The sequence below is a fragment of the Rheinheimera sp. WS51 genome (assembly GCF_050936095.1).
Classification (GTDB): domain Bacteria; phylum Pseudomonadota; class Gammaproteobacteria; order Enterobacterales; family Alteromonadaceae; genus Alishewanella.
The window spans coordinates 339819-359889 of record NZ_JBOTRC010000001.1 but is presented as its reverse complement, the minus strand read 5'-3'; the positions used below and the strand labels follow the sequence as shown (position 1 = coordinate 359889).

Genomic DNA, 20071 nt, shown 5'->3' with positions numbered 1-20071 from the left:
GTTGTAATTACTTAGCTATTTTAGCCTGTTCTAATTGGTAACCTAGTTCAAGTTCCTGCCATTGCTCTCGCTGCCAATTAAACCCAACAGCTAAACTTTTTTCTTTCACTAACGAGCGCTGTAATCTTTGTAGATTTAATACAGACCAATCACCTGCTTGACGTAAGGCGCATTTATCAAAATCTATCAGCCAAACCTTGCCATTTACATCAAGTAAAATATTGCGACAATTCAAATCTGAATGATATACGCCTTTTTGATGAAACAAGGCGATAGTTGCACCGACATTCTGCCACTCAATAGCACTAAGAGGCCGTTGTGCCAATATAGTTGCTAGGTCTTGGCAATCAGCGATAAGCTCAATCATAATATCAGCACGATACATTAAGCCGCTACGCTGATAATTAGCAGCAATCGCTTTAGGTACCGGCAATCCCATACTATGCATACGCTGCAACAAAGCAAACTCTTGCATGGCACGGCTTGCTGTTACTGGCAGCAGGCTAAATTGATCATGCAAAATTTTACCAATTAATCCTCCGCGATAATAATGACGTAAGACTAGCTTTGTTTGCTGATGCTGTATAAACCAAGCTGTATTTCTGCCTGTAGACTGGCCAATAATCGCCTGCTTACTTTGCCAATATTCAGGCTGAAAGTGTTTAGGTTCAATATCGCTAAAGGTATTTTGTTGATACCAAATTTGTTGCGGACCTAACTTTTTCTGACGAAAATTTGCTAAATCTGATGGCAAAAAGTCAATAATAGCCTGAGTAATTCGCTGACAAGCCCCACTATGTTGTTGATAAAGCGCTAACCCGGCCTGTCCTTGCTGACGTGCCAGTTCCGGCTGTTCAAGTAATTGCTGAGTCTTTGCCACTAAACTTGCTTCATCAGTTAACCAATTTATTGCCTCACGTTGTGCCAGCCATTGGTAAGCTTGAGTAAAATTAAACACATAAGGCCCTGACTGGATAGGCTTAGCAAAGCACATCGCCTCTAACGGATTATGGCCACCTCGTTCAATTAAGCTACCACCAATAAAAACCACATTTGCCAGTTGATACCAGGCTAACAACTCACCCATAGTGTCGCCTAGTAATACAGTTGTATCTGCAGCAATGGCTTCGCCAGCACTGCGTCGCTGCATACTAAGCCCACTGCGAGCAATTAACTCAGCCACACTATCAAAACGTTCTAAGTGCCTAGGTACAATAATGAGTAATATAGAGGGAAACTGCTGCTTTAATTGCTTACAAGCATTAATTAGTAACTGATCTTCCCCAGCGTGCGTACTCCCTGCAACCCAGACTGGACGGCCTTGCACTTGTGGCTTAACCTGCTGCACAACTTCAGCCACATGATCAGGTATCGCCATATCATATTTAACATTGCCACATACTTGCGCGGCTCCAGTAAAGCCTAAAGCTTTAAAGCGGCGCAAAGTTGCCTTATCTTGGCTGAGTAATAAACTGATATGCGGCAACAACAATTGACTAAAACAATAACCGCGCCGATAGCCTTTAGCCGAGCGTGCCGATAAACGCGCATTAACAATAATGCTAGGAATAACCGCTTTGTAACACTGCTGCAATAAGTTAGGCCAGAGCTCTGTTTCTAAAATAATGAACGCTGCTGGCTGCAGTTTGGCTAAAAACCGTTTAACGGCGCCAGGGGTATCAAGTGGCAGGTAATAATGCCAGACGCTATCGCCAAAAGTTTGCTTAATTCGCTCAGAGCCTGTGGGTGTAGTGCAAGTGACGGTGATAGGCAAATTAGGATAGCGCTGCAATAAAGCGTTAATTAATGGCGTCGCAGCAACAACTTCTCCCACCGATACCGCATGAACAATTATGCCACCAGCCGCCTGACTTGGAATAGACTGCCATGCAAAACGCTCATTGAAACGCTGACGATAGGCCTTATCTTTAAATGAACGATAAATAAAATATAACAGCACCAAAGGTAACAAAAAATAAATCAGAACTTGATACAAGTAACGCGAACACCAAATAGGCATGGTTAATATCCAAAATTAATAAAACAGGCCAACTAAATCAGAACAATAAAACAAACAGCTTACTGCCATTTAACTTTTAAAAACCACTTATAATGCCAAAGTTAACGGCAATATTCCAAAGGTAGCGGCATAATTAGAAAAGTTCCTGTTTCAGCTTAGGTAATAATGCTAATCTAATTAGCTTATAATAAGTAGAACAAGCTGCAGCTAACTGCATCTAAAGGTCTTAACACTACCTCATAAAGGCTCATGCCTTATCTGATTACGGAGACACCCAATGAGCAAAGCAGACTACCCTAAAGCGGGTAAATTAGATGGTATTAAAGAATTTTTATTACGTTTTGCTGCCTCAGGCTATTTTCCGGCTACTGCTTTTATTAAAAACCGCCCAGTGAAATCTGAACTTGCTGTTGTTAATGAAAATATCAAACTAGAAATCGTTAGTCATTGCTGGAACTATGCCCGATTTTTTGTTTATCAGCTTAGCTCGTTAGTTAAATACCCACCTAAAGACATGCAGGTTAAGCTTACCGTTTATTATTCTGCAGAAGACACTGAAACAACTAAATTATTACAACATTTTAGTACCATTGCTGTTGCTAATGTTGAGTGGAATTTTATTGAGTTAGCCACTCCGCTCTTATTGCGCCGTGCGATTGGCCGTAATCAAGCCTCTAAGGCGACAAAAGCAGATTGGATTTGGTTTGCAGACTGCGACATGGTGTTTCATGAAGGTTGTCTTGATACCTTGTCTGAGCTATTAAAAGGCCGCCAAGAAATTTTGTTATTTCCTGATACGCTTTTAGTTACGCCACTATTAACTGAAGCAGATCCAATGATCTCTGCTGGTAAAGATAAAACCGAGTTATTAGAGGTGGATACAACTAAGTTTAAACCCCGTAAATTTGACCGCGCTACCGGCGCAATTCAAATTCTCCATGGTGATGTTGCTCGTGCTTGTGGTTATTGTGATGACTTAGCCGTATATCAAAAACCTAAATATCACTGGACTAAAACTTATGAAGATAGAGCAATCCGTTGGTTATTAGGCACTCACGGTGTACCTATTGCCTTACCAAACTTACTGCTGATCCGTCATGCCGAAAAAGGCCGCTACAAAGAAGACAGTAAAATATCTGTGATCCGTAAAGCAATTCGTCGAGTTAAATCGGCATTAATCAATAAATAATTTAATCAGACATCTTAGAGTATTGCTAATTTGTCTGCTTTATTTCTGGTTGGCCATAAGCTTTAAGCATATTATTAATTTGAAAGTCATTACCACTATCAGGCTGCTTGTTTAATTGCCACAGAGTAATATTTTTACTTTGCTTCCAAACAATTAGTTTTTTATTATGGCCCGTACGATGAATAATACATTTATTTAATGTCGCCATCCAATACAGCCAAATATCATCGCCATGTGGCGAATACTGCAAAAACTTTTTATTTAAAGTCACATCAGGGTGCAAAGCACCTGGCGGAAAAAGTGCGCCAGCACCACTAGTGAAAAATAATCTATTATCTGGACCACGCTGTTCAGTTTTAGCTTGCCAATATCGGTAAGGCTGGATATTTCCGCTATCATCTAGTGTTATATAATGAGCCCGTAAACACACTACTTCACGTTCATTACCACGATAACCAGCAAGTAACTCTGCTAACCAATCTGGTCGATAATAAATATCATCATCTGCAGTTACATGATAAGCCCTAGGATAACGCTGCAATGCAGGTATAAGCTTTTTGTATGATTTAATATCTTGCTCAACTAACTCAATGCTCAAGCCATGCTGCACAAGCCCTAACACTTCTGGCGGCAATTGATCATAATCAGCTTTATATAACCACAAAATAAGTTTGTCGGCTTGGGTATCCTGAAGTAATAATGACTGCAAGGTCAAGTGCAAGGTAGGAAAACGTGGTGGATAAGAGGTCAAATTAACCATTAATTCGCCGCCAAGCGGATGCTTATCACGGCGAATATTATCGCGCATTGCCCATTGTTTTTTTACCACAGATTCTGCGGTATATTGCAAAGGGATCCCACTTAATGATTTAAATTTTCTCTGACAATGTCGAATGATATTATTAAGTATTGGCATGAAACTTACTTCTAAAATAACTGAAATCAGCTAATTAATACTATCATCAAACTAGATCAAAAACTGCATTAAGTTCCAAGCACAATTTTATCGATTAATACCAATTGAATGCTAATTGTTAATTTACAGTGCAGCTAACAAAGTTTCAGCATTACTGACTTCAAAGCTTTTCGCTTCTTCTACATTTAAAGTTGTTACTACACCATTTTCAACAATCATGGCATAGCGCTGTGAGCGTACGCCGCCAAAATCAGCTGTGTCCATTGTTAAGCCTACCGCCTTATGAAAAGCACCACCGCCATCTGCTAAAAACGTAATCGCCTCAGCATTTTGGCTTTTTGCCCAAGCGTTCAAAACAAAGGCATCATTCATAGCAGTACAAACAATAGCATCCACACCTTTAGCTTTAATTTCATCAGCTAACGTAATATAACCTGGTAAATGTGCATCAGAACACGTGGGCGTAAAAGCCCCCGGAACTGCAAATAACACGACTTTTTTATTAGCAAAAATGTCACTAGTACTTGGGTTTACCATACCGTCTTTGCTTAATTGAGAAAAATTCACTTCGGGTAATTTATCGCCTACTTTAATCATGTCATATTCCTATTTAAATTATCTAAATTACTTAGATTGCTGCCTTGATATAAACATCAAAGCGGTTATTTTTACCTGTTACAGCCATAGTAGGTGTTTGCTGGGCTAATACATCAGCATAACCGGGCCTCTTTACTACAACACGTTTAAGTGCCAATTGACGTGCTGGGGCTAATAAAGCATCAGCATCGGTATCACTGCCAACTACATCATGAAAAGCACGCATTTCCTTTTTCACCAAAGCACTTTTATCCCGTGGTGGAAACATTGGGTCTAAATAGACCACATCCACGGCTTGATAACTTTGTAGGGCTTCTAATCCTGAACAATGCAGTAAGTTCATGCGTTCATTAACCCATTGTAGCTCAGGTTGATCTGCCGCACGCCGAAGCCCATCATAGAGTAAGGCAGCTACCGCAGGATTACGTTCAACTAATGTAACCTTAGCGCCCAAACTTGCTAAAACAAAGGCATCACGGCCCAAGCCTGCGGTAGCATCAAGAATGGTTAAATCACGTTTTTTATTTAAGCCACAAGCTTTGGCTATGGCTTCATTCTTACCGCCGCCATGCTGTCGCCGATAACTTGAAGCGCCACTGTCAAAGTCGACTAAAATATCGCCTTGCTTAGGCAAGTTGCTATTTCTAAGTACTAAGGCATTGTTATGCCATGCTAAATGCCAACCGCTAACGTCATTTACTAGAGCAAGTGAGAATTTGTCACATAATTTAGCTTGATATTCAGGATCTATTTGCGGATTAATTAACAATAGGCTCATTGCTGCATGCCCACATAATTATCCCCAGTACTCAAGGCTATAATCTGGCTTATCTCAGTTAGGCTTCGCCCTGACTGCTGTTGCCATAGATTAAATTGCTGTTGAATTTGCGCCAAACTGCGTTTACTACTGATACCACCATCAAATACGTTAGTGGCTCGCAAATAGGCTTCAACATCAGTACTTAGAATAAAAGTATCTTTACCAATTGCACGCAAAGCATAAGGACCGGTATTACCCCCTAAACGCGCACCGTACTGCTTTAAATAGGCCCATAAACCAATAATATCGTCTGTTGGCCAATCGGCGACAAAACCAGCAAAGCTACCATGTTTATACTGAATATCAGCAATCATTTGTGCATTCTTACGAATGGTAAAAACTTTTTTAGCATTACGAATAATACGTGGATCTTGAGCTTTATTTTCCAGCATTTCATCACTCATCAACAGCATTTTTTCAATATCAAAATCAAAAAACACTTCGCAAAACCCTGGCCATTTTTGTCTAACCACACGCCAAACAAAGCCTGATTGAAACACTTTTTTTGTTAGCTCAGCTAAACAAAAGTTATCTGGAATTGCTTTAATATCCGCAGCTGTAGCAGGTAAACTAAGTAAAGCAGCTAACGCAGCCACTCCCCCTTTACGCTCACAAGCTCGCTCATAAACACGATGAAAGTTTTCTGCTGAACTCACTGTTTCTCCCAAAAAAAAAAGCAGCTTTGTATCGCTGCTTTTTGGCTAAAAAATTAAATACTAGTAAAGGTCACCTTGACCTGGCTTTACTAAACGACAAACGCCATCTTCAAGCGTAACATCTGGCTTAGGTTCAACAGCACAGTTCGACATTATACCTCGCTGATTATTGTAGGCAGATTCAGCAGAATTATAAAGTCCGACTTTGTCCATTAACTCTTTTTCATCAAGATCTTTTACTGATGCCGCAATATAACCAGCAGGGCCACCACAAGGCTTAGAGCCAAAACCAATTACCCTACATTGTGAAATATTGTCGGCTTTAGCATCGCCAATTAAAGCTAAAACATCTTGCTTTAATTTTTTTAAATCAGTTTCTAATGACACTTGTTCGCTCCTAGCTTTACTTGCCGCTATAGGATCAGTTTGCGGATCAATAGGCTCAATTACAGTGGGCTCTATGACGGTCGGTTCAGCTACAGACTTAACTGCTTCTAGCTCTGTAGCTGAATCGTTATTATCTTGCTGACATCCCATTAAAACGCCAGCGGCAATCACAGCAGCCAAAATAGGGCTTAATTTAAAAGTCGCTTTTTGCATAAATTTCTCTTCTCTTCCTTGGTCATTATAGACGTATACTTTATATACTATATATTGAATTAATAACCAAGTTTACCAATATTTAACTTAATGCCAGCTTACTTAGCTTATAAAACACGTAGCCACTTTAACTTGCTTTAGCCAGTAATCCCCATATGGCGCAATAAGGCTTCATTAGACGGCTCGCGACCACGAAAACCGATAAATAAAGCCATAGGCTCAGCGCTACCGCCTCGCTCTAAAATCCAATTTAAAAAGTCACGGCCGGTGTTAGCATTAAATACACCCTCTTCTTCAAACCGGCTAAAAGCATCAGCCGATAACACTTCTGCCCACAAATAACTGTAGTAACCGGCCGCATAGCCACCAGCAAAAATATGGCTAAAGCCATGCTGAAAGCGGTTAAACCTAGGCGAGATCATAACTGATACTTCGCTGCGAACCTGATCTAAAATTTGTTGCACCCTACCACCGCTGGCTGGGTCATATTCAGCATGCAGCCTAAAGTCAAACAAGGCAAACTCTAATTGCCGCACTAAAAACATAGCGGATTGGAAGTTTTTAGCCGCTAGCATTTTATCTAGCATCGCTTGCGGTAAGGGCTCACCCGTTTCATAGTGTCCCGATATAATAGCTAAGGCTTCAGGTTGCCAGCACCAATTTTCTAAAAACTGGCTAGGTAACTCTACCGCATCCCAAGGTACACCATTAATACCGGCTACGGCTGAAGCATCTACCTTAGTTAGCATATGGTGTAAACCATGACCAAATTCATGAAATAGCGTGACCACTTCATCATGTGTAAATAAAGCAGGCTTGCCGCCGATAGGCTTATTAAAATTACAGGTTAAATAGGCAACCGGAGTTTGCACACTTCCATCAGCTTTAATACGACGGCCTTGGCAGTCATCCATCCAAGCTCCGCCACGCTTTTGGCCGCGAGCATATAAATCTAAATAAAAACTGCCACGTAACTGGTTATCTTGGTCAAAAATATCGTAAAAACTGACATCCGGATGCCAAACATCAACCCCTTGACGACGTTTTACTTGGATGCCAAACAATTTATTTAATACGCTAAATAAGCCTGAAATAACCTTATGCTCTGGAAAGTAAGGTCGTAGTTGTTCATCAGAAATGGCGTACTTAGCTTGCTTTAGCTTTTCGGCATAATAAGCCAGATCCCAAGCTGCTAGTTCAGTTTGCTTAAACTCTTTGGCCATAAAGGTTTTTAGCTCTGCTAAGTCTGCTTCGGCTTGTGGCTTAGCGCGCTTAGCTAAATCCTGTAAGAAACCTAACACCTGGCTAGTCGTTTGCGCCATCTTAGTCGCTAACGACTGCTCTGCCGCATTGTTGAAGTTAAGCAGCTGGGCAAGCTCATGTTTTAAAGCCAAGGTTTGTTCAATAATATGGCTATTATCAAACTGGCCTGCTGTTGGGCCTTGATCAGAAGCTCGGGTGCAATAGGCGCTATATAGCTCCTCGCGCAAAGCACGGCTATCAGCATAGGTCATCACGGCAATATAGCTTGGGAACTCTAAAGTAAATACCCAGCCTTCTAACTTGCGGCTTTGAGCTTCTTCTGCGGCTGCTAATTTGGCATCGTCTGGTAAGCCGGCTAAATCAGCTTCATTAGTAACATGCTTAAACCAAGCTTGAGTGGCATCTAAGGTATTATTAGCAAATTGAGAGCTTAAATCTGCCAATTCACTTTGGATCTCGCCGTAGCGCTGTTTTTTATCTGCCGATAAACCAATGCCCGACAAGCTAAAGTCGCGTAATGCGTTTTCAATTACTTTCTTTTGCGCCTCAGTTAAGCTGGCATATTCGTCGCTTTGCGCCAGCGCTTGATATGCTTGATACAAGCCTTCATGCTGGCCCAGCCAAGTACTAAATTCAGATAATAACGGTAAGCAACTGTCATAGGCTTCACGTAACTCGGCACTATTAAGCACAGAGTTTAAATGCGATACCGGTGACCATAATTTACCTAAACGGTCGGTATCTTCATCTAACTGAGTAATTAAACTTTGCCAACTCACTTGCGGTTTAGTTACCGCAGTCTCTACTGCTGCTTTAGCCTGGGCAATAGCATGCTCAACTGCAGGCTGGATTTGATCTGCACTAATGGTTGAAAACGGCGGTAAGCCGGTAAAAGACAGAAGAACATTTTCGCTATTGGACATGAATAACCTTATTAATTTAACTTAATTTAGATATGTATCGCCATTATCTTGGGGCGAAACCGCTTAATATCAATAGCCTGAGTTGCGCCTTGTTCAGAGCATGACCTTGTAAAGCACCCTGTTAGCCCTTATAAATAAAGCATAATCTTAACGTTAAGGAATCTATATATGAGCCGTCATTTTAATTATCTTGCTATCGGTGGTGGTAGTGGTGGTATTGCCAGTGCAAACCGTGCCGCTATGCGTGGCGCTAGCGCAGCTGTAATTGAAGCTAAAGCAGTCGGTGGCACCTGCGTTAATGTTGGCTGCGTACCGAAAAAAGTTATGTGGTATGGTGCCCATATTGCTGAAGCCTTAAAGTACAGCCGTGATTATGGCTTTGATATCAGCCAAAATAATTTTTCGTGGGCTACCTTAGTTAAGAATCGTGAAGCTTATATTCAGCGTATTCACGCTAGCTACCATAAAGGCTTCGCCAGTAACAATGTCGAATTTATCGAAGGTTTTGCTACTTTTATTGATGCTAATACTGTTGAAGTAAACGGCGAGCGTATTACGGCAGATCATATTACTATTGCCGTTGGTGGCCGACCTACCCGTCCAGATATTCCAGGCTCTGAGCATGGTATAGACTCAGATGGTTTTTTCGCTTTAACTAAGCAACCTAAAAAAGCCCTAGTAATAGGCGCGGGCTATATTGCGGTTGAGCTTGCGGGTGTTTTACATGCGCTTGGCACCGACACCCACTTATTAGTTCGCGGCGACAGACCCTTACGTAATTTTGATTCAGATATTACAGACATGCTACTAGAGCGCATGACTCAAGATAAATTTAATTTACATAAACAGACTAATGTTTCTAAGATAGAAAAAGCCGCTGATGGCACTTTAACTGTTTATACTGAAAGTGGTACTAGCTTTAGCGATGTTGATTGCTTAATTTGGGCAATTGGCCGTGAACCAGCTACCGATAAACTGAACCTTAGCGCTGCGGGTGTTAACACTGATAAAGAAGGCTATATCCGTACCGATAAGTTCCAAAATACCAATGTTAATGGTATTTATGCTGTGGGCGATATTACCGGTGAAGCCCAGCTTACCCCTGTTGCCGTCAAAGCTGGCCGGTTATTAGCCGAACGCTTATTTAATAAAGATATGCCTAATGCGCATATGGATTACAGCTTAATTCCTACTGTTGTTTTTAGTCATCCGACTATTGGCACTATTGGTTTAACCGAAGAGGAAGCCAAAGCAGAATACGGTGAGGCTAATATTAAGGTGTATCGCTCTAATTTTGCCGCTATGTATAACGCAATTACCGAATACCGTGCCTTAAGCCGCTTTAAATTAATTTGTGCTGGCGACAACGAAAAAGTAGTTGGTTTACACGGTATAGGTGAAGGTATGGATGAAGTGCTGCAAGGTTTTGCGGTTGCAATGAAAATGGGCGCTACAAAAGCCGACTTTGATGCCACTGTAGCCTTACACCCCACTAGCGCTGAAGAATTTGTTACCTTAAGATAATATCGTTTTTTGTTAGCCCAAACAGCACCTTAGCACGCTGTTTGGGTTTAAGTTTGGGCAGCTAATAACCTTTTTTATTATTTTTTAATTTTTGGTTATTGATTATTGATTATTGGCAATCGGTAAATGCACATAGAAAGTGCTACCTTCACCGAAGGTTGAATCAAAACTAAGCGTACCCGACATGGCCTCAGCGAGTTGCTTACTTAAGGCTAAACCTAAGCCGGTACCGCCTTTTTCTCTAGCATCACCGGCATCTGCTTGCGAAAACTTTTCAAAGATCTGACCTTTAAATTGCTCGGCAATACCTGAGCCAAAGTCAGTTACAGCGATAGTTAGCATTGATTGCTGCAAAGTAGCACTAATAATCACTTCACTGCTTTGTTCAGAAAACTTAATAGCGTTAGAAATTAAATTTGCCATAATTTGCAAGAAACGAAACTCATCAACACGCACCTGCCAGTCTTGTGCTTCAGCTGGCAATTGTAAGCTCAATTTAAGCGACTGCTTATTGCTATAGGTTTGATTCTCCTCAACAGCCCGCTGTAACAGTGTAGTTAAAAAGTGTGTTTTTAGCTCTACCTGCATTTTACCGGCGTGTAGTTTTTCAATATCCAGTAAATCATTAATTAAATTGGCTAACCGTTTACAGTTACTATTAGCAATGTTTAATAACTTTTTCGACTCCTCTGTCACCTCGCCGACGACACCGGAAAGCACTAAACTTAAAGCTCCGCTTATCGAGGTAATAGGTGTTCGCAGCTCATGGCTAACAGTGGAGATAAATTCACTTTTTAACTGCTCTAGCTTTAAACGTTCGGTTACATCTTGAGCTGCGGAGTATAGTTTTCCCGAGTCAGGATCTATAGCTGTAAACCACTCTAATGATACGTAGTGCCCCTCTTTATGCCGCAGTCTATTACTAAGCTTAGCCGAGACTGTACCCTGCTCAATATTGGTAAACTCTACTTTAGTTTTCGTTATATCATCGGGATGAACAAAACTGAGAATGGGCTGGCTAAGCAGTTCAGCTTCACTATGCCCCAGTACCTGAGTAAACGCCTTATTAACCCGAACAAAAAAACCACTGGGGCTGGCGATACACAATAAGCTATGCGATAAATTAAAAAACTGGTTGAGCTCAAAGCTCATCTGCTCTTGCATAGTAATATCATGGCCTAAGCAAAGGTAACCGCTGATATTATCTTGCTCATCACGCATCGGCGTTACGATAACCTGAACCAATAACTCACTGCCATCTTTACATTTATATATCCAACGACGACGCTCAAAACCGTAGCGCTGCACTTCAAAGGTAAACACATCAACACCAGCAACGGTATCAGCATACTTTTCAGATAATTCTAGTCCTCGCGCCCGCACTTCATTTGGATCATGTAAAACAGTAATAGACTGATGCTGAATAAGTTCATCGGCTTGATAACCTAACATTGCCTCGGCACCTTTATTTACTAGCTGTATAATACCTTGGATATCAATAGCAATAATAGACACCTCAGAAGCGGCATCTAACACCGCTTGCAATAAGGATGTCAGCCGATGATGAGCTTGGTCTGCAATTATCTTATCTGTAATATCTTGCACTGAACCGACAAGAATGGGTCTGCCATTATCAGAGCTTGCCATCAGCTTTGCCAACTCGTGCACCCAACGCACGCTACCATCCTTAAGAATAATTCTATGCACTACATCATGAATACCCGTTATTTCTGCTTGTTTTTCACTTGCATCCACTAAGTGCATATCATCCGGGTGTAAGCATTGGCGAAAAAGTTCAACACTAGGCGTTGTTGTTTTCTCATCAAAACCAAACACTTGATATACTACCGACGACCACCATAACTCGCCGGTGTCCAACCAAGCTTGCCAAAAACCTAAACGAGCATTTTGACAGGCAAGATCTAGCCGCTCTTGCGTTAAGTTCAAATTGGTATTGGCCTGATGCAAAGCCTGATAAGATTGTTTAGCTTCAGTAATATCTTGAAACAAGCCATAAACGCGCCAGCACTCGCCGTTGACAAAATCAGCTTCTCCCACTGATCTTACCCACTTTCTATTCCCCTTAGCGGTTATAATTTCAAAGCTGTCATCAAACGAGATATTCTCATTAATGGTTTGCTCTAGTAATTGCTGAATTCGAGTTCTGTTTTCACCTGCGGCATAAAACTCAATAGCAGTGTTAGCTTCTGGCAAAAATGAATCATCAACCTCATGAATTTTTCGCGTGACTTTATCCCAATGGATATCAAAGTTGGGTAAGGATACTTCCCACAAGCCTATAGTAGCTAATTCAGACGTTCGTGCTAATAACGTATGAGTATGTTGATAGGCCTCATTTAACTGTTTTAATTCGATAAAAGTTAAAATAGTACTAGCAATAGAGCTCATTGTTAGCATAAAACGCTGTTCTTCACTATGCCATTGCCGTTGCTGCTGTGTGGTTTCTACCGATAAAATACCAGCCACGCCAGTATCAGACATAATAATACAATCTAATTTAGAAAGAATATTATTTGGCACAAGATACGCTTCTGTTAATTCAGCCATATAGGCACTGTTTTTGACATCCGTAACAGCAACTTGCGGATTATCTTCAAGCGCCCGGAAATAATCGGGATAGGCATCTTTTGACAAAAGAATTTGCTCAAAGCTTCCGGTTCCATTTTCAAGCTGCAAATACTGACAAGTCAACGACTCCCCAGCGCCCTGCTGTAACCAAATGCTAACGCGATCGACTTGTAATGCTTGTAAAATTTGCTGACAAAAATAAGCCCATGAAGCTTGATCAGCAGAAAAAATTTGTTTAGACGATAAAATACTAGCCTGAAATGCAGTAAGCTTTTGCTGTAGTTGCAGCGCTAACTGTTGTTGTTTTTGTTCTGAAATATCTTCTAAAGTACCAAAGGCAATTAGCGGCTTTTTATTTTTATCCCAAGTAATAACTTTACCGCGCTCTCTTACCCATACCCAGTGCCCTAACTTGTGCCGGATCCTCACTTCACAGTCATAAAAATCAGTATTGTGGGAAAAATGATTAGCTAAGGCTTCTGTTGAGCGCTGATAGTCATCAGGATGTAATAAGGTCAACCAGGTATTTACCGTAGTTGGCTGTAATGCTTCTAAATCATAGCCAACAATTTCAGCCCAACGCGAATTAAAAATAGTTGCCCCAGTCTTAACATTATACTTCCATGTCGCAAGTTGATTGGTTTCAATAATAGCGTTTAACTTATCTTCTGTAGCAAGAATGCCTTTGAGTTCATTATCAAGCTCAAAATTTCGTCTAATCGTAAAGCTTTGTTTTATTTCACTTTCTACTAATTGACCAAATTGCTTAAGTACCTGTTGCTGTTGTTTATCTAGTTGTTTAGATTTAGCATCTATTAAACATAAAGTGCCCAAATTGTATCCATCAGGCGACTGCAAAGGCACACCAGCATAAAAACGAATAAAGGGAGAGTTTACAACCAAGGGATTATCTGAAAAACGCGGATCTTGCGTCGCATCGGGAATTAGCATTAGCTCATCAGTTAAAATGGTATGGCCACAAAAAGAAATACTGCGCTCTGTTTCTTCTACTGCCAACCCTTGCTTAGATTTAAACCACTGCCGATTTGCATCAACCAGTGAAATTAAAGCTATATCACAATCAAATAAGCTTTTAACCAAAGCGGTAATACGGTCAAACCGCTGCTCTGCAACACTATCTAATAAATCTGACCGCCGTAGCGCATTTAAACGTTGTTGTTCGTTTTTGGGAAACGGCGGTACTTGCATAACTTTACCTTAATTCATAAATCTAATAGTGCGCGCGTATCTACACTATAAACAACTTGCTCATAAATATAGCTATATTTACAGTTAAGTGTTCAATTTAGAATAAATTTAGTAATAAATGGTTAATTGCACTTAATTTACCACCCCATTGCAACCGCTCCTTACCACGTGTTGCAAATTAATCGCACCACAACTTTCACGGAAAGTACCACTTCGTCGGATCTCGGCTTTGTGCCAAAAGCGGAAATTCACTGAGATTCGACAAAATCGGCGCTTTTCACTGATAGCGGACGTTTAGCGAGAAGTGTTAGAAGTGCTTTTTTTGGGTCACAGAAAAACAAGGAATTAGACTTTGAAAACTCTGATGCAGGAAGGCTAAACTTTTCTTGGTTCATTTCTCTTTCTGCCAGCATAAATTTAGTATTATGCAGTCCAAGTGCCTGTTCCAATTATCTTAGAGTTTGTGAAGCGTTATGACGACAAAGAAAAAAGGACGTCCAAAAGCGAGTGATGCGGGAGTGTTTGAAGAAAAGCTCTTAGCCTGTGCCACAGATCTGTTCATGAGACAGGGCTACGGTGGAACTTCGATTAGTCAGATCCTGAGTGTTTCAGATTGCGGTAAATCTGCTTTCTACCGGAGGTTTGGTGACAAAGAGAGTTTATTTTCTGCTGTGGTTCAACGATCAATTCGGACAATTTTCATTGAGTTAGGTGAGATCCCCACATGCGACAGCCTTAACGATTGTCTTCAAGACGTTGGTGAGAGACTTGCTCTAGGTATGCTTGCAGAGCGGTGTATCGCGTTTATTAGAATTACTGCGGCTGAAGCTCTTAATTTTCCGCTGTTGGCTCAAAAGGCTTACCAATCGAGCCTCGCTGGTTCGGTTGATTACGTGGCGTCAGCACTCAAAACTTTCTTAGAAAGCCACAATGATGAACGTCTCAGAGAAATTGCAATAAGGTTTTGTAAGTTAGTAATTCAACCTTTATGCTTTCAAGCCGCTTTTGGCTGTATCCCTGAAAACCCAAAAGAGTATATCCGGGACCATGTGTCAGATGTAATTATTCTCCTAAATGCAAAAGGTCTGACAAATTGTCTCTGAAGTTGAATTGACAAAATCTGCAACTAACGACAAAATGGACTGGATGGTCCATTTATCCGGAGGCTTTGTGAACAAGTTGAATCAACAAGGGTTGGCATCAAGTAATGAAATTGCTCAAATTTATGAAATACTGAGTCAAACCTACCCTACATTCGCGAACACAGATGATCCTTGGATGACCAACGGCCTCTCAAGTACCCCATTTAAGAGCTTAGTTTCTGTGTGCCTGTCAACTATGACCATCACAAAGCGGGTGGTAAATGCCTGTGTTCCCTTATATCAGAGGGTTTCGAATTTCGAAGAACTGCTAGCGCTCGATGATGAAGAATTAAGGCAAATCATAAAGCCTGTAGCTCATTACAACAGAAAAACAGTGAATCTAAAGTTGATGGCTCGACAGATCATTGAGCTTCACAATGGTAACATCCCGGAAACTAGAGAAGAGTTGATGAAGCTTCAGGGTGTGGGCCGTAAGGTCACGGATATTATGCTTAATTTTGTATTCTCTAAAGACACGATAGCCGTCGATACCCATGTACTTAGGGTGTTGAACCGTTTAAAAATAATTGCGACTGATTCGGCCGAAGATGCGGCGGTAAAGATTAATCTTATCACGCCAACATTTTACAAAAAACATGCGCATGAATGGCTAATACAGCACGGAATGAAAGTCTGTACGGCCAGAAAGCCAAAATGTTCTGAGTGTTGTGTTAATCAATTTTGCAGTCAGTTCGATTCTTAAGCTTAAGCCACGGTTTTTCGAAGCAGCAACCAGAAAAGTGCTGGCTGCTGACGACTAGAAAAATCAACGGTAGATTATTTTTTGACCAGCGTCTTGCCAATTTCCCGCTGTATACTTTCTCTGCACTTGTCTAGCGCTACACGGATCGACTCAGCGTTTATTCTTCCTCTTGTAGACGGTGCAACCACGGCAATGGAATAGTTTCCAAGATAAGTATCAAGTGGAACTGCAAAGGTACACAGTCCTTCAATGAACTCATCAAAATCTGAAGCGAACTCACTTACTCTAATCTCTTGTAATTGAGTTAATAATGAGCGCTTATCCAGAGAGAATTTAGTGTGCTTCTCTAAAACGTCAGGCAGTGTTTTAGAGAATGCCTCAGTTATTAAACAGCATTAAATGCCAAATCGTTGATTAAATAGACAAATATCTGATAAATTTGGTAATTGTCGAAAATTCATCTCGAATTCATTCTATTCTGGTATAATTTGTTACATTTTCAATCGTACAGAGACTGCGATGTTCAACAAAAAAATCAAACAGGAAAACGAAAGGCTGAGTACAGCTTTGTCAGAGGCTACCTCGGTGATTGCCGCAATCAGAGGCAGTGTTGCGTTTATACAATTCTCCCCTGATGGTCATATTCAGGATGCAAACGATTTATTTCTGCACACTGTTGGGTATTCACTATCGGAAATTGTTGGCAAGCATCATTCAATTTTTTGTGATCCCAAATATTCCGCAAGCTATGAGTACAAGAACTTTTGGTCTGAGCTTGCCTCAGGCAGAGCGAAGCATGGCTCATTCAACAGAAAAACAAAGCTTGGAAAATCTATTTGGTTAGAGGCGACTTATTTTCCCGTTCATAGTGGCACAGGGAAAGTATCAAGCGTGATCAAAATTGCCTCAGACGTAACTGAGCAGACATTAAAGTTAACGGACCAAAACGCGATATATCACGCCCTAGATAAAGCTATGGCTATTATTGAATTCACTCATGGTGGTGAGATCGTTAATGCAAATAAAAACTTCCTTCAAGCTATGGGATATCAACTGTCGGAGATCGTAGGCAGACACCATAAGATGTTTTGTGATGACAGTTTTTATAGAGAAAATCCAGAGTTCTGGAAAGACCTGGCTGTGGGTAAACTCAGCTCTGGTAAGTTTAAGCGATATGATGCCAGAGGTAATGATATATGGTTAGAGGCGAGTTATAACCCTGTAAAAGATAATGACGGCAAAGTCATCAAAGTTATCAAATTTGCGACTGCAATTACAGATCGTGTTATGCAGGCAATGAGGGCAAAACAAGCTGCCCAGGTTGCTCACGAAACAGCGCTTCAAACCTTTAATATCGCTGAACAAGGGAAGAGTCATATTGAATCCTCTTTAAATTTAGCAAGCGAGATATCCGAAACAGTTTTAACTACTAATCAAGTTATTCAACGATTAAGTGACCAAGCAAAAGAAATCTCTAGTATGGTCAATATCATTCGTAGCGTAGCAGAGCAGACCAACTTGCTTGCTCTAAATGCAGCTATCGAAGCAGCTCGTGCTGGCGAGGCTGGACGTGGATTTGCTGTTGTCGCAGATGAAGTCCGATCGCTGGCTTCAAGAACAAGCTCAGCGACTGATGAGATATCAAGTGTTGTTGCAAGAAATCTGGAAGTAACTAGTCAGGTTATGCAAGCCATTAATTCTATCGATGGGCTCAGTGGTCAAAATGGTGAGAAAATTGCTCTCCTTTCCAGCATAATTTTGGATATAGAAAAAGGCGCAAAAGAGGTTGTACAGTCTGTGTCTGCGATCCATTGAGGAAGTAAAGTGTAGTGCCACACTGAAATTGGCCCCCTGATTAGAGGATACGCTCTGGGTTCACGAAAAATCGAATGTCCGCAAATAAGGCAAAGCAGAGATTCGTTTTTCACGAGCGGCCTGATCTGAATAGCTGCTTTTCGCTCAAAGCTTACGCTCAATTAATTGGATGATTGCTGCAACTGGTGGTTACATGAAAGTGCATCGGGTGGTAAGCAGCCAGTGATCATGGTGGTAAATTGGGGTGAAGTTTTACAATAAAGCGAAAAGACAATTACACTAATACGATAATAAACAAGCTATGCACTTTGTAATTACACTTAATTAAAATTTGACTATTAAAACGAAACAGGCCACTTAATTATCAAGTAGCCTGTTATGCGTTAAACAAGATGGTTAAGACAAAAGTAGATTAAAATATATATTTAACGCCTAAGCTTGCTTGATCAAATTTAGTATCAAAACTATCAATTTCAGCAAGAATACCAATCTCATCACGATCAAACTTAACGTCAACACGAGTATACTCTAGTAATAATTGCCAACTCTCTGATATAGCAAATGTCATACCGGCACCATAGAAAAAATCAGAGCCATCGGCATCAGAGCTTTCATCAGTTGCATTAATATCTGCATTCCACCATAAATTACCACCTTGAGCATATAAGGTAAAACGCTCACCTAATGGAATACCGGCTTTAATAGCTAATGTATATCCGTCTAAATCAGTATTAAAAACACTATTGCCGTAATTACCAAAATCAATATAACCGGCCTCTAAAGCAAACGTTTGATGAAATTGGGCGCCGATAAATAATTTAGTTGCATTATCTTCTTTATCAAAATCTTCGTCACCGTCTGCTTTTAATAAACCGTAACTCGCACCTACATAAGGCCCCATATTATCTACAAAATTATTTGCAGCGGCAAAACCAGAAGTTGTCAATAAAGATGCTGTAGCCAAAATAGCTAAGTATGACTTTTTCATTATAAACTCCGAAATATAAATTAGTGATTAATAAACTTTCGCTTAAAGTGTCACTAGGTTAATACAAAGCCTGTGCCACATTTCAGTGAAGAATATTAATCAGATATTTCAGATAGTTAAGGATAAGGTAATTGTATAAATCAAAATTTAACAGTAAATCAGTATGTAAAACCGTCTTACTAAAATGAAAATATTACATAGCAAATACTTTTAAAAACAAACAGTTACACGTGTTAATAACTGAACCCTACATTAACGCAGTGCCATACCTAACTGACTTTGCGCAATTAAACGCAGAACATAAGATAATTTAAATAAAGCAGCAAAAACAATTTGCAACATATGCATAACCGCTACAATACGTAGTGGTAGTGTTTGATCTTGGAACCATGCTAGATAGGCTGCAGCACAAAATAACAACAAGGTGATTATCATAGCGCTATTAGCAGTAAAGAGTAATTTTTTCGCGTTCATAATGCACATTCCTAATGTATATTTATAATACGCATTATTAATGTATATTAATTAAAATTCAAGCAATATTTAGTCTATTTTTTAGCCTATAATAGAGACGATTATGCAATTAAAAAAATATACCGACTATGGACTGCGGGTTTTAATGTACCTAGCATGCCAACCAGAACAAGCCACAACCAATGTTCGCATTATTTGTGAAGTATTTAATTTGTCGGCTAATCATGTAAATAAGGTTGTGCACCATTTGGCTAAATTAGAGCTAATCGATACTAAAAGAGGTAAAAATGGCGGCTTTACTTTAGCTAAACCCTTAACCGATATTCGATTAGACTATGTCATTCGCCAACTAGAAGGTGACGAAGAATGGATAGATTGCCGCTCACCTCATTGTATTGCCCTACCGGCTTGCAAGTTAAATGGCATAGTAGAACAAGGTAAGGCTCTATTTTATCAACATCTTAGCCAGCATACAGTGGCAGACTTAGTTAGCGATAATAAATCTCAGCTGCAAGCTATTTTTATTCAAGAGTTAGCGCAGTAGGTTTAAATTTTTTCGTTATTTTGACTACTTTTTAGTTAATTTAGTGTTTGTCAAGATAGCGCCGAAATTAAATCCCCTTATATTCAACAATTTAGTTTT

The 20071-nt window shown here is 40.3% G+C and carries 16 protein-coding genes and 1 pseudogene; 7 read left to right on the top strand and 10 right to left on the bottom strand.

Annotation, left to right across the window (positions count from 1 at the left end; translation table 11 throughout):
• Positions 1-7 precede the first annotated feature (7 nt).
• Positions 8-2020 (bottom strand): lipid IV(A) 3-deoxy-D-manno-octulosonic acid transferase, encoded by a 2013-nt coding sequence (gene waaA, locus ACRCA4_RS01750; protein WP_433183269.1) that lies wholly within the window; start codon positions 2018-2020, stop codon positions 8-10.
• A 277-nt stretch (positions 2021-2297) separates the two neighbouring features.
• Between waaA and ACRCA4_RS01745 the strand changes: the two genes are divergently transcribed.
• Positions 2298-3209 (top strand): glycosyltransferase family 2 protein, encoded by a 912-nt coding sequence (locus ACRCA4_RS01745; protein WP_433183266.1) that lies wholly within the window; start codon positions 2298-2300, stop codon positions 3207-3209.
• 25 nt (positions 3210-3234) lie between these two features.
• Here the strand turns inward: ACRCA4_RS01745 and ACRCA4_RS01740 are convergent, their stop codons facing one another.
• The 6 genes from ACRCA4_RS01740 to prlC form a co-directional block, all read right to left on the bottom strand.
• A complete protein-coding gene (locus tag ACRCA4_RS01740; RefSeq protein WP_433183263.1) occupies positions 3235-4125 on the bottom strand; it encodes a hypothetical protein in 891 nt (296 codons plus the stop codon).
• A gap of 123 nt (positions 4126-4248) precedes the next feature.
• Positions 4249-4722: a peroxiredoxin gene (locus ACRCA4_RS01735; protein WP_433183260.1), complete on the bottom strand. Its 474-nt coding sequence runs from the start codon at positions 4720-4722 to the stop codon at positions 4249-4251.
• 31 nt (positions 4723-4753) lie between these two features.
• The gene (locus ACRCA4_RS01730; protein WP_433183257.1) at positions 4754-5500 is read right to left on the bottom strand and encodes a class I SAM-dependent methyltransferase; all 747 of its coding nucleotides are present in this window, start codon (positions 5498-5500) and stop codon (positions 4754-4756) included.
• Positions 5497-6198 (bottom strand): DNA-3-methyladenine glycosylase I, encoded by a 702-nt coding sequence (locus ACRCA4_RS01725; protein WP_433183254.1) that lies wholly within the window; start codon positions 6196-6198, stop codon positions 5497-5499. Before ACRCA4_RS01725 ends, ACRCA4_RS01730 begins: the two co-directional genes overlap by 4 nt.
• 60 nt (positions 6199-6258) lie before the next feature.
• Complete coding sequence (locus tag ACRCA4_RS01720; RefSeq protein ID WP_433183251.1) at positions 6259-6798, bottom strand: hypothetical protein; 540 nt, start codon at positions 6796-6798, stop codon at positions 6259-6261.
• Positions 6799-6935: 137 nt separating this feature from the next.
• Positions 6936-8984 (bottom strand): oligopeptidase A, encoded by a 2049-nt coding sequence (gene prlC, locus ACRCA4_RS01715; protein ID WP_433183249.1) that lies wholly within the window; start codon positions 8982-8984, stop codon positions 6936-6938.
• Between the two features lie 168 nt (positions 8985-9152).
• On the opposite strand from prlC, the gene gorA reads away from it, so the two are divergent.
• Entirely contained in the window at positions 9153-10508 is a 1356-nt protein-coding gene (gene gorA / locus ACRCA4_RS01710) for a glutathione-disulfide reductase (protein WP_433183246.1), read from the top strand.
• A 102-nt stretch (positions 10509-10610) separates the two neighbouring features.
• On the opposite strand, the gene ACRCA4_RS01705 is transcribed toward gorA, so the two are convergent.
• Positions 10611-14306, bottom strand: a complete 3696-nt coding sequence (locus ACRCA4_RS01705; RefSeq protein WP_433183243.1) for a PAS domain S-box protein — start codon at positions 14304-14306, stop codon at positions 10611-10613.
• Positions 14307-14779: 473 nt separating this feature from the next.
• Between ACRCA4_RS01705 and ACRCA4_RS01700 the strand changes: the two genes are divergently transcribed.
• From ACRCA4_RS01700 to ACRCA4_RS01685, 4 genes and pseudogenes are all read left to right on the top strand, one after another.
• Positions 14780-15409 carry a TetR/AcrR family transcriptional regulator gene (locus tag ACRCA4_RS01700; protein ID WP_433183240.1) on the top strand — a complete coding sequence of 210 codons (630 nt, stop codon included), beginning with the start codon at positions 14780-14782 and terminating at the stop codon, positions 15407-15409.
• Between the two features lie 67 nt (positions 15410-15476).
• Entirely contained in the window at positions 15477-16151 is a 675-nt protein-coding gene (locus tag ACRCA4_RS01695; protein ID WP_433183237.1) for an endonuclease III domain-containing protein, read from the top strand.
• 519 nt (positions 16152-16670) lie between these two features.
• A pseudogene (locus tag ACRCA4_RS01690) lies at positions 16671-17432 on the top strand (PAS domain-containing protein); the annotation flags it as partial.
• 6 nt (positions 17433-17438) lie between these two features.
• Entirely contained in the window at positions 17439-17966 is a 528-nt protein-coding gene (locus ACRCA4_RS01685) for a methyl-accepting chemotaxis protein (RefSeq protein WP_433184393.1), read from the top strand.
• A gap of 412 nt (positions 17967-18378) precedes the next feature.
• Here the strand turns inward: ACRCA4_RS01685 and ACRCA4_RS01680 are convergent, their stop codons facing one another.
• Both ACRCA4_RS01680 and ACRCA4_RS01675 read right to left on the bottom strand, forming a co-directional pair.
• On the bottom strand, positions 18379-18954 hold the full coding sequence (locus tag ACRCA4_RS01680) for a porin family protein (protein ID WP_433183234.1): 576 nt from the start codon (positions 18952-18954) through the stop codon (positions 18379-18381).
• A gap of 252 nt (positions 18955-19206) precedes the next feature.
• Positions 19207-19428 (bottom strand): hypothetical protein, encoded by a 222-nt coding sequence (locus ACRCA4_RS01675; RefSeq protein WP_433183232.1) that lies wholly within the window; start codon positions 19426-19428, stop codon positions 19207-19209.
• A 103-nt stretch (positions 19429-19531) separates the two neighbouring features.
• Here ACRCA4_RS01675 and ACRCA4_RS01670 point away from each other — a divergent pair, with 103 nt between their 5' ends.
• Positions 19532-19972 (top strand): Rrf2 family transcriptional regulator, encoded by a 441-nt coding sequence (locus tag ACRCA4_RS01670; protein ID WP_433183229.1) that lies wholly within the window; start codon positions 19532-19534, stop codon positions 19970-19972.
• Positions 19973-20071: the final 99 nt, after the last annotated feature.

What these genes read in the sequence shown, in the direction of transcription:
- ACRCA4_RS01740 (WP_433183263.1), bottom strand. Translation starts at nt 4,125, where the DNA reads ATGCCAATACTTAATAATATCATTCGACATTGTCAGAGAAAATTTAAA.
- ACRCA4_RS01745 (WP_433183266.1), top strand. Translation starts at nt 2,298, where the DNA reads ATGAGCAAAGCAGACTACCCTAAAGCGGGTAAATTAGATGGTATTAAA.
- ACRCA4_RS01730 (WP_433183257.1), bottom strand. Translation starts at nt 5,500, where the DNA reads ATGAGCCTATTGTTAATTAATCCGCAAATAGATCCTGAATATCAAGCT.
- waaA (WP_433183269.1), bottom strand. Translation starts at nt 2,020, where the DNA reads ATGCCTATTTGGTGTTCGCGTTACTTGTATCAAGTTCTGATTTATTTT.
- ACRCA4_RS01680 (WP_433183234.1), bottom strand. Translation starts at nt 18,954, where the DNA reads ATGAAAAAGTCATACTTAGCTATTTTGGCTACAGCATCTTTATTGACA.
- ACRCA4_RS01735 (WP_433183260.1), bottom strand. Translation starts at nt 4,722, where the DNA reads ATGATTAAAGTAGGCGATAAATTACCCGAAGTGAATTTTTCTCAATTA.
- gorA (WP_433183246.1), top strand. Translation starts at nt 9,153, where the DNA reads ATGAGCCGTCATTTTAATTATCTTGCTATCGGTGGTGGTAGTGGTGGT.
- ACRCA4_RS01705 (WP_433183243.1), bottom strand. Translation starts at nt 14,306, where the DNA reads ATGCAAGTACCGCCGTTTCCCAAAAACGAACAACAACGTTTAAATGCG.
- ACRCA4_RS01670 (WP_433183229.1), top strand. Translation starts at nt 19,532, where the DNA reads ATGCAATTAAAAAAATATACCGACTATGGACTGCGGGTTTTAATGTAC.
- ACRCA4_RS01685 (WP_433184393.1), top strand. Translation starts at nt 17,439, where the DNA reads ATGCAGGCAATGAGGGCAAAACAAGCTGCCCAGGTTGCTCACGAAACA.
- ACRCA4_RS01675 (WP_433183232.1), bottom strand. Translation starts at nt 19,428, where the DNA reads ATGAACGCGAAAAAATTACTCTTTACTGCTAATAGCGCTATGATAATC.
- ACRCA4_RS01720 (WP_433183251.1), bottom strand. Translation starts at nt 6,798, where the DNA reads ATGCAAAAAGCGACTTTTAAATTAAGCCCTATTTTGGCTGCTGTGATT.
- ACRCA4_RS01700 (WP_433183240.1), top strand. Translation starts at nt 14,780, where the DNA reads ATGACGACAAAGAAAAAAGGACGTCCAAAAGCGAGTGATGCGGGAGTG.
- prlC (WP_433183249.1), bottom strand. Translation starts at nt 8,984, where the DNA reads ATGTCCAATAGCGAAAATGTTCTTCTGTCTTTTACCGGCTTACCGCCG.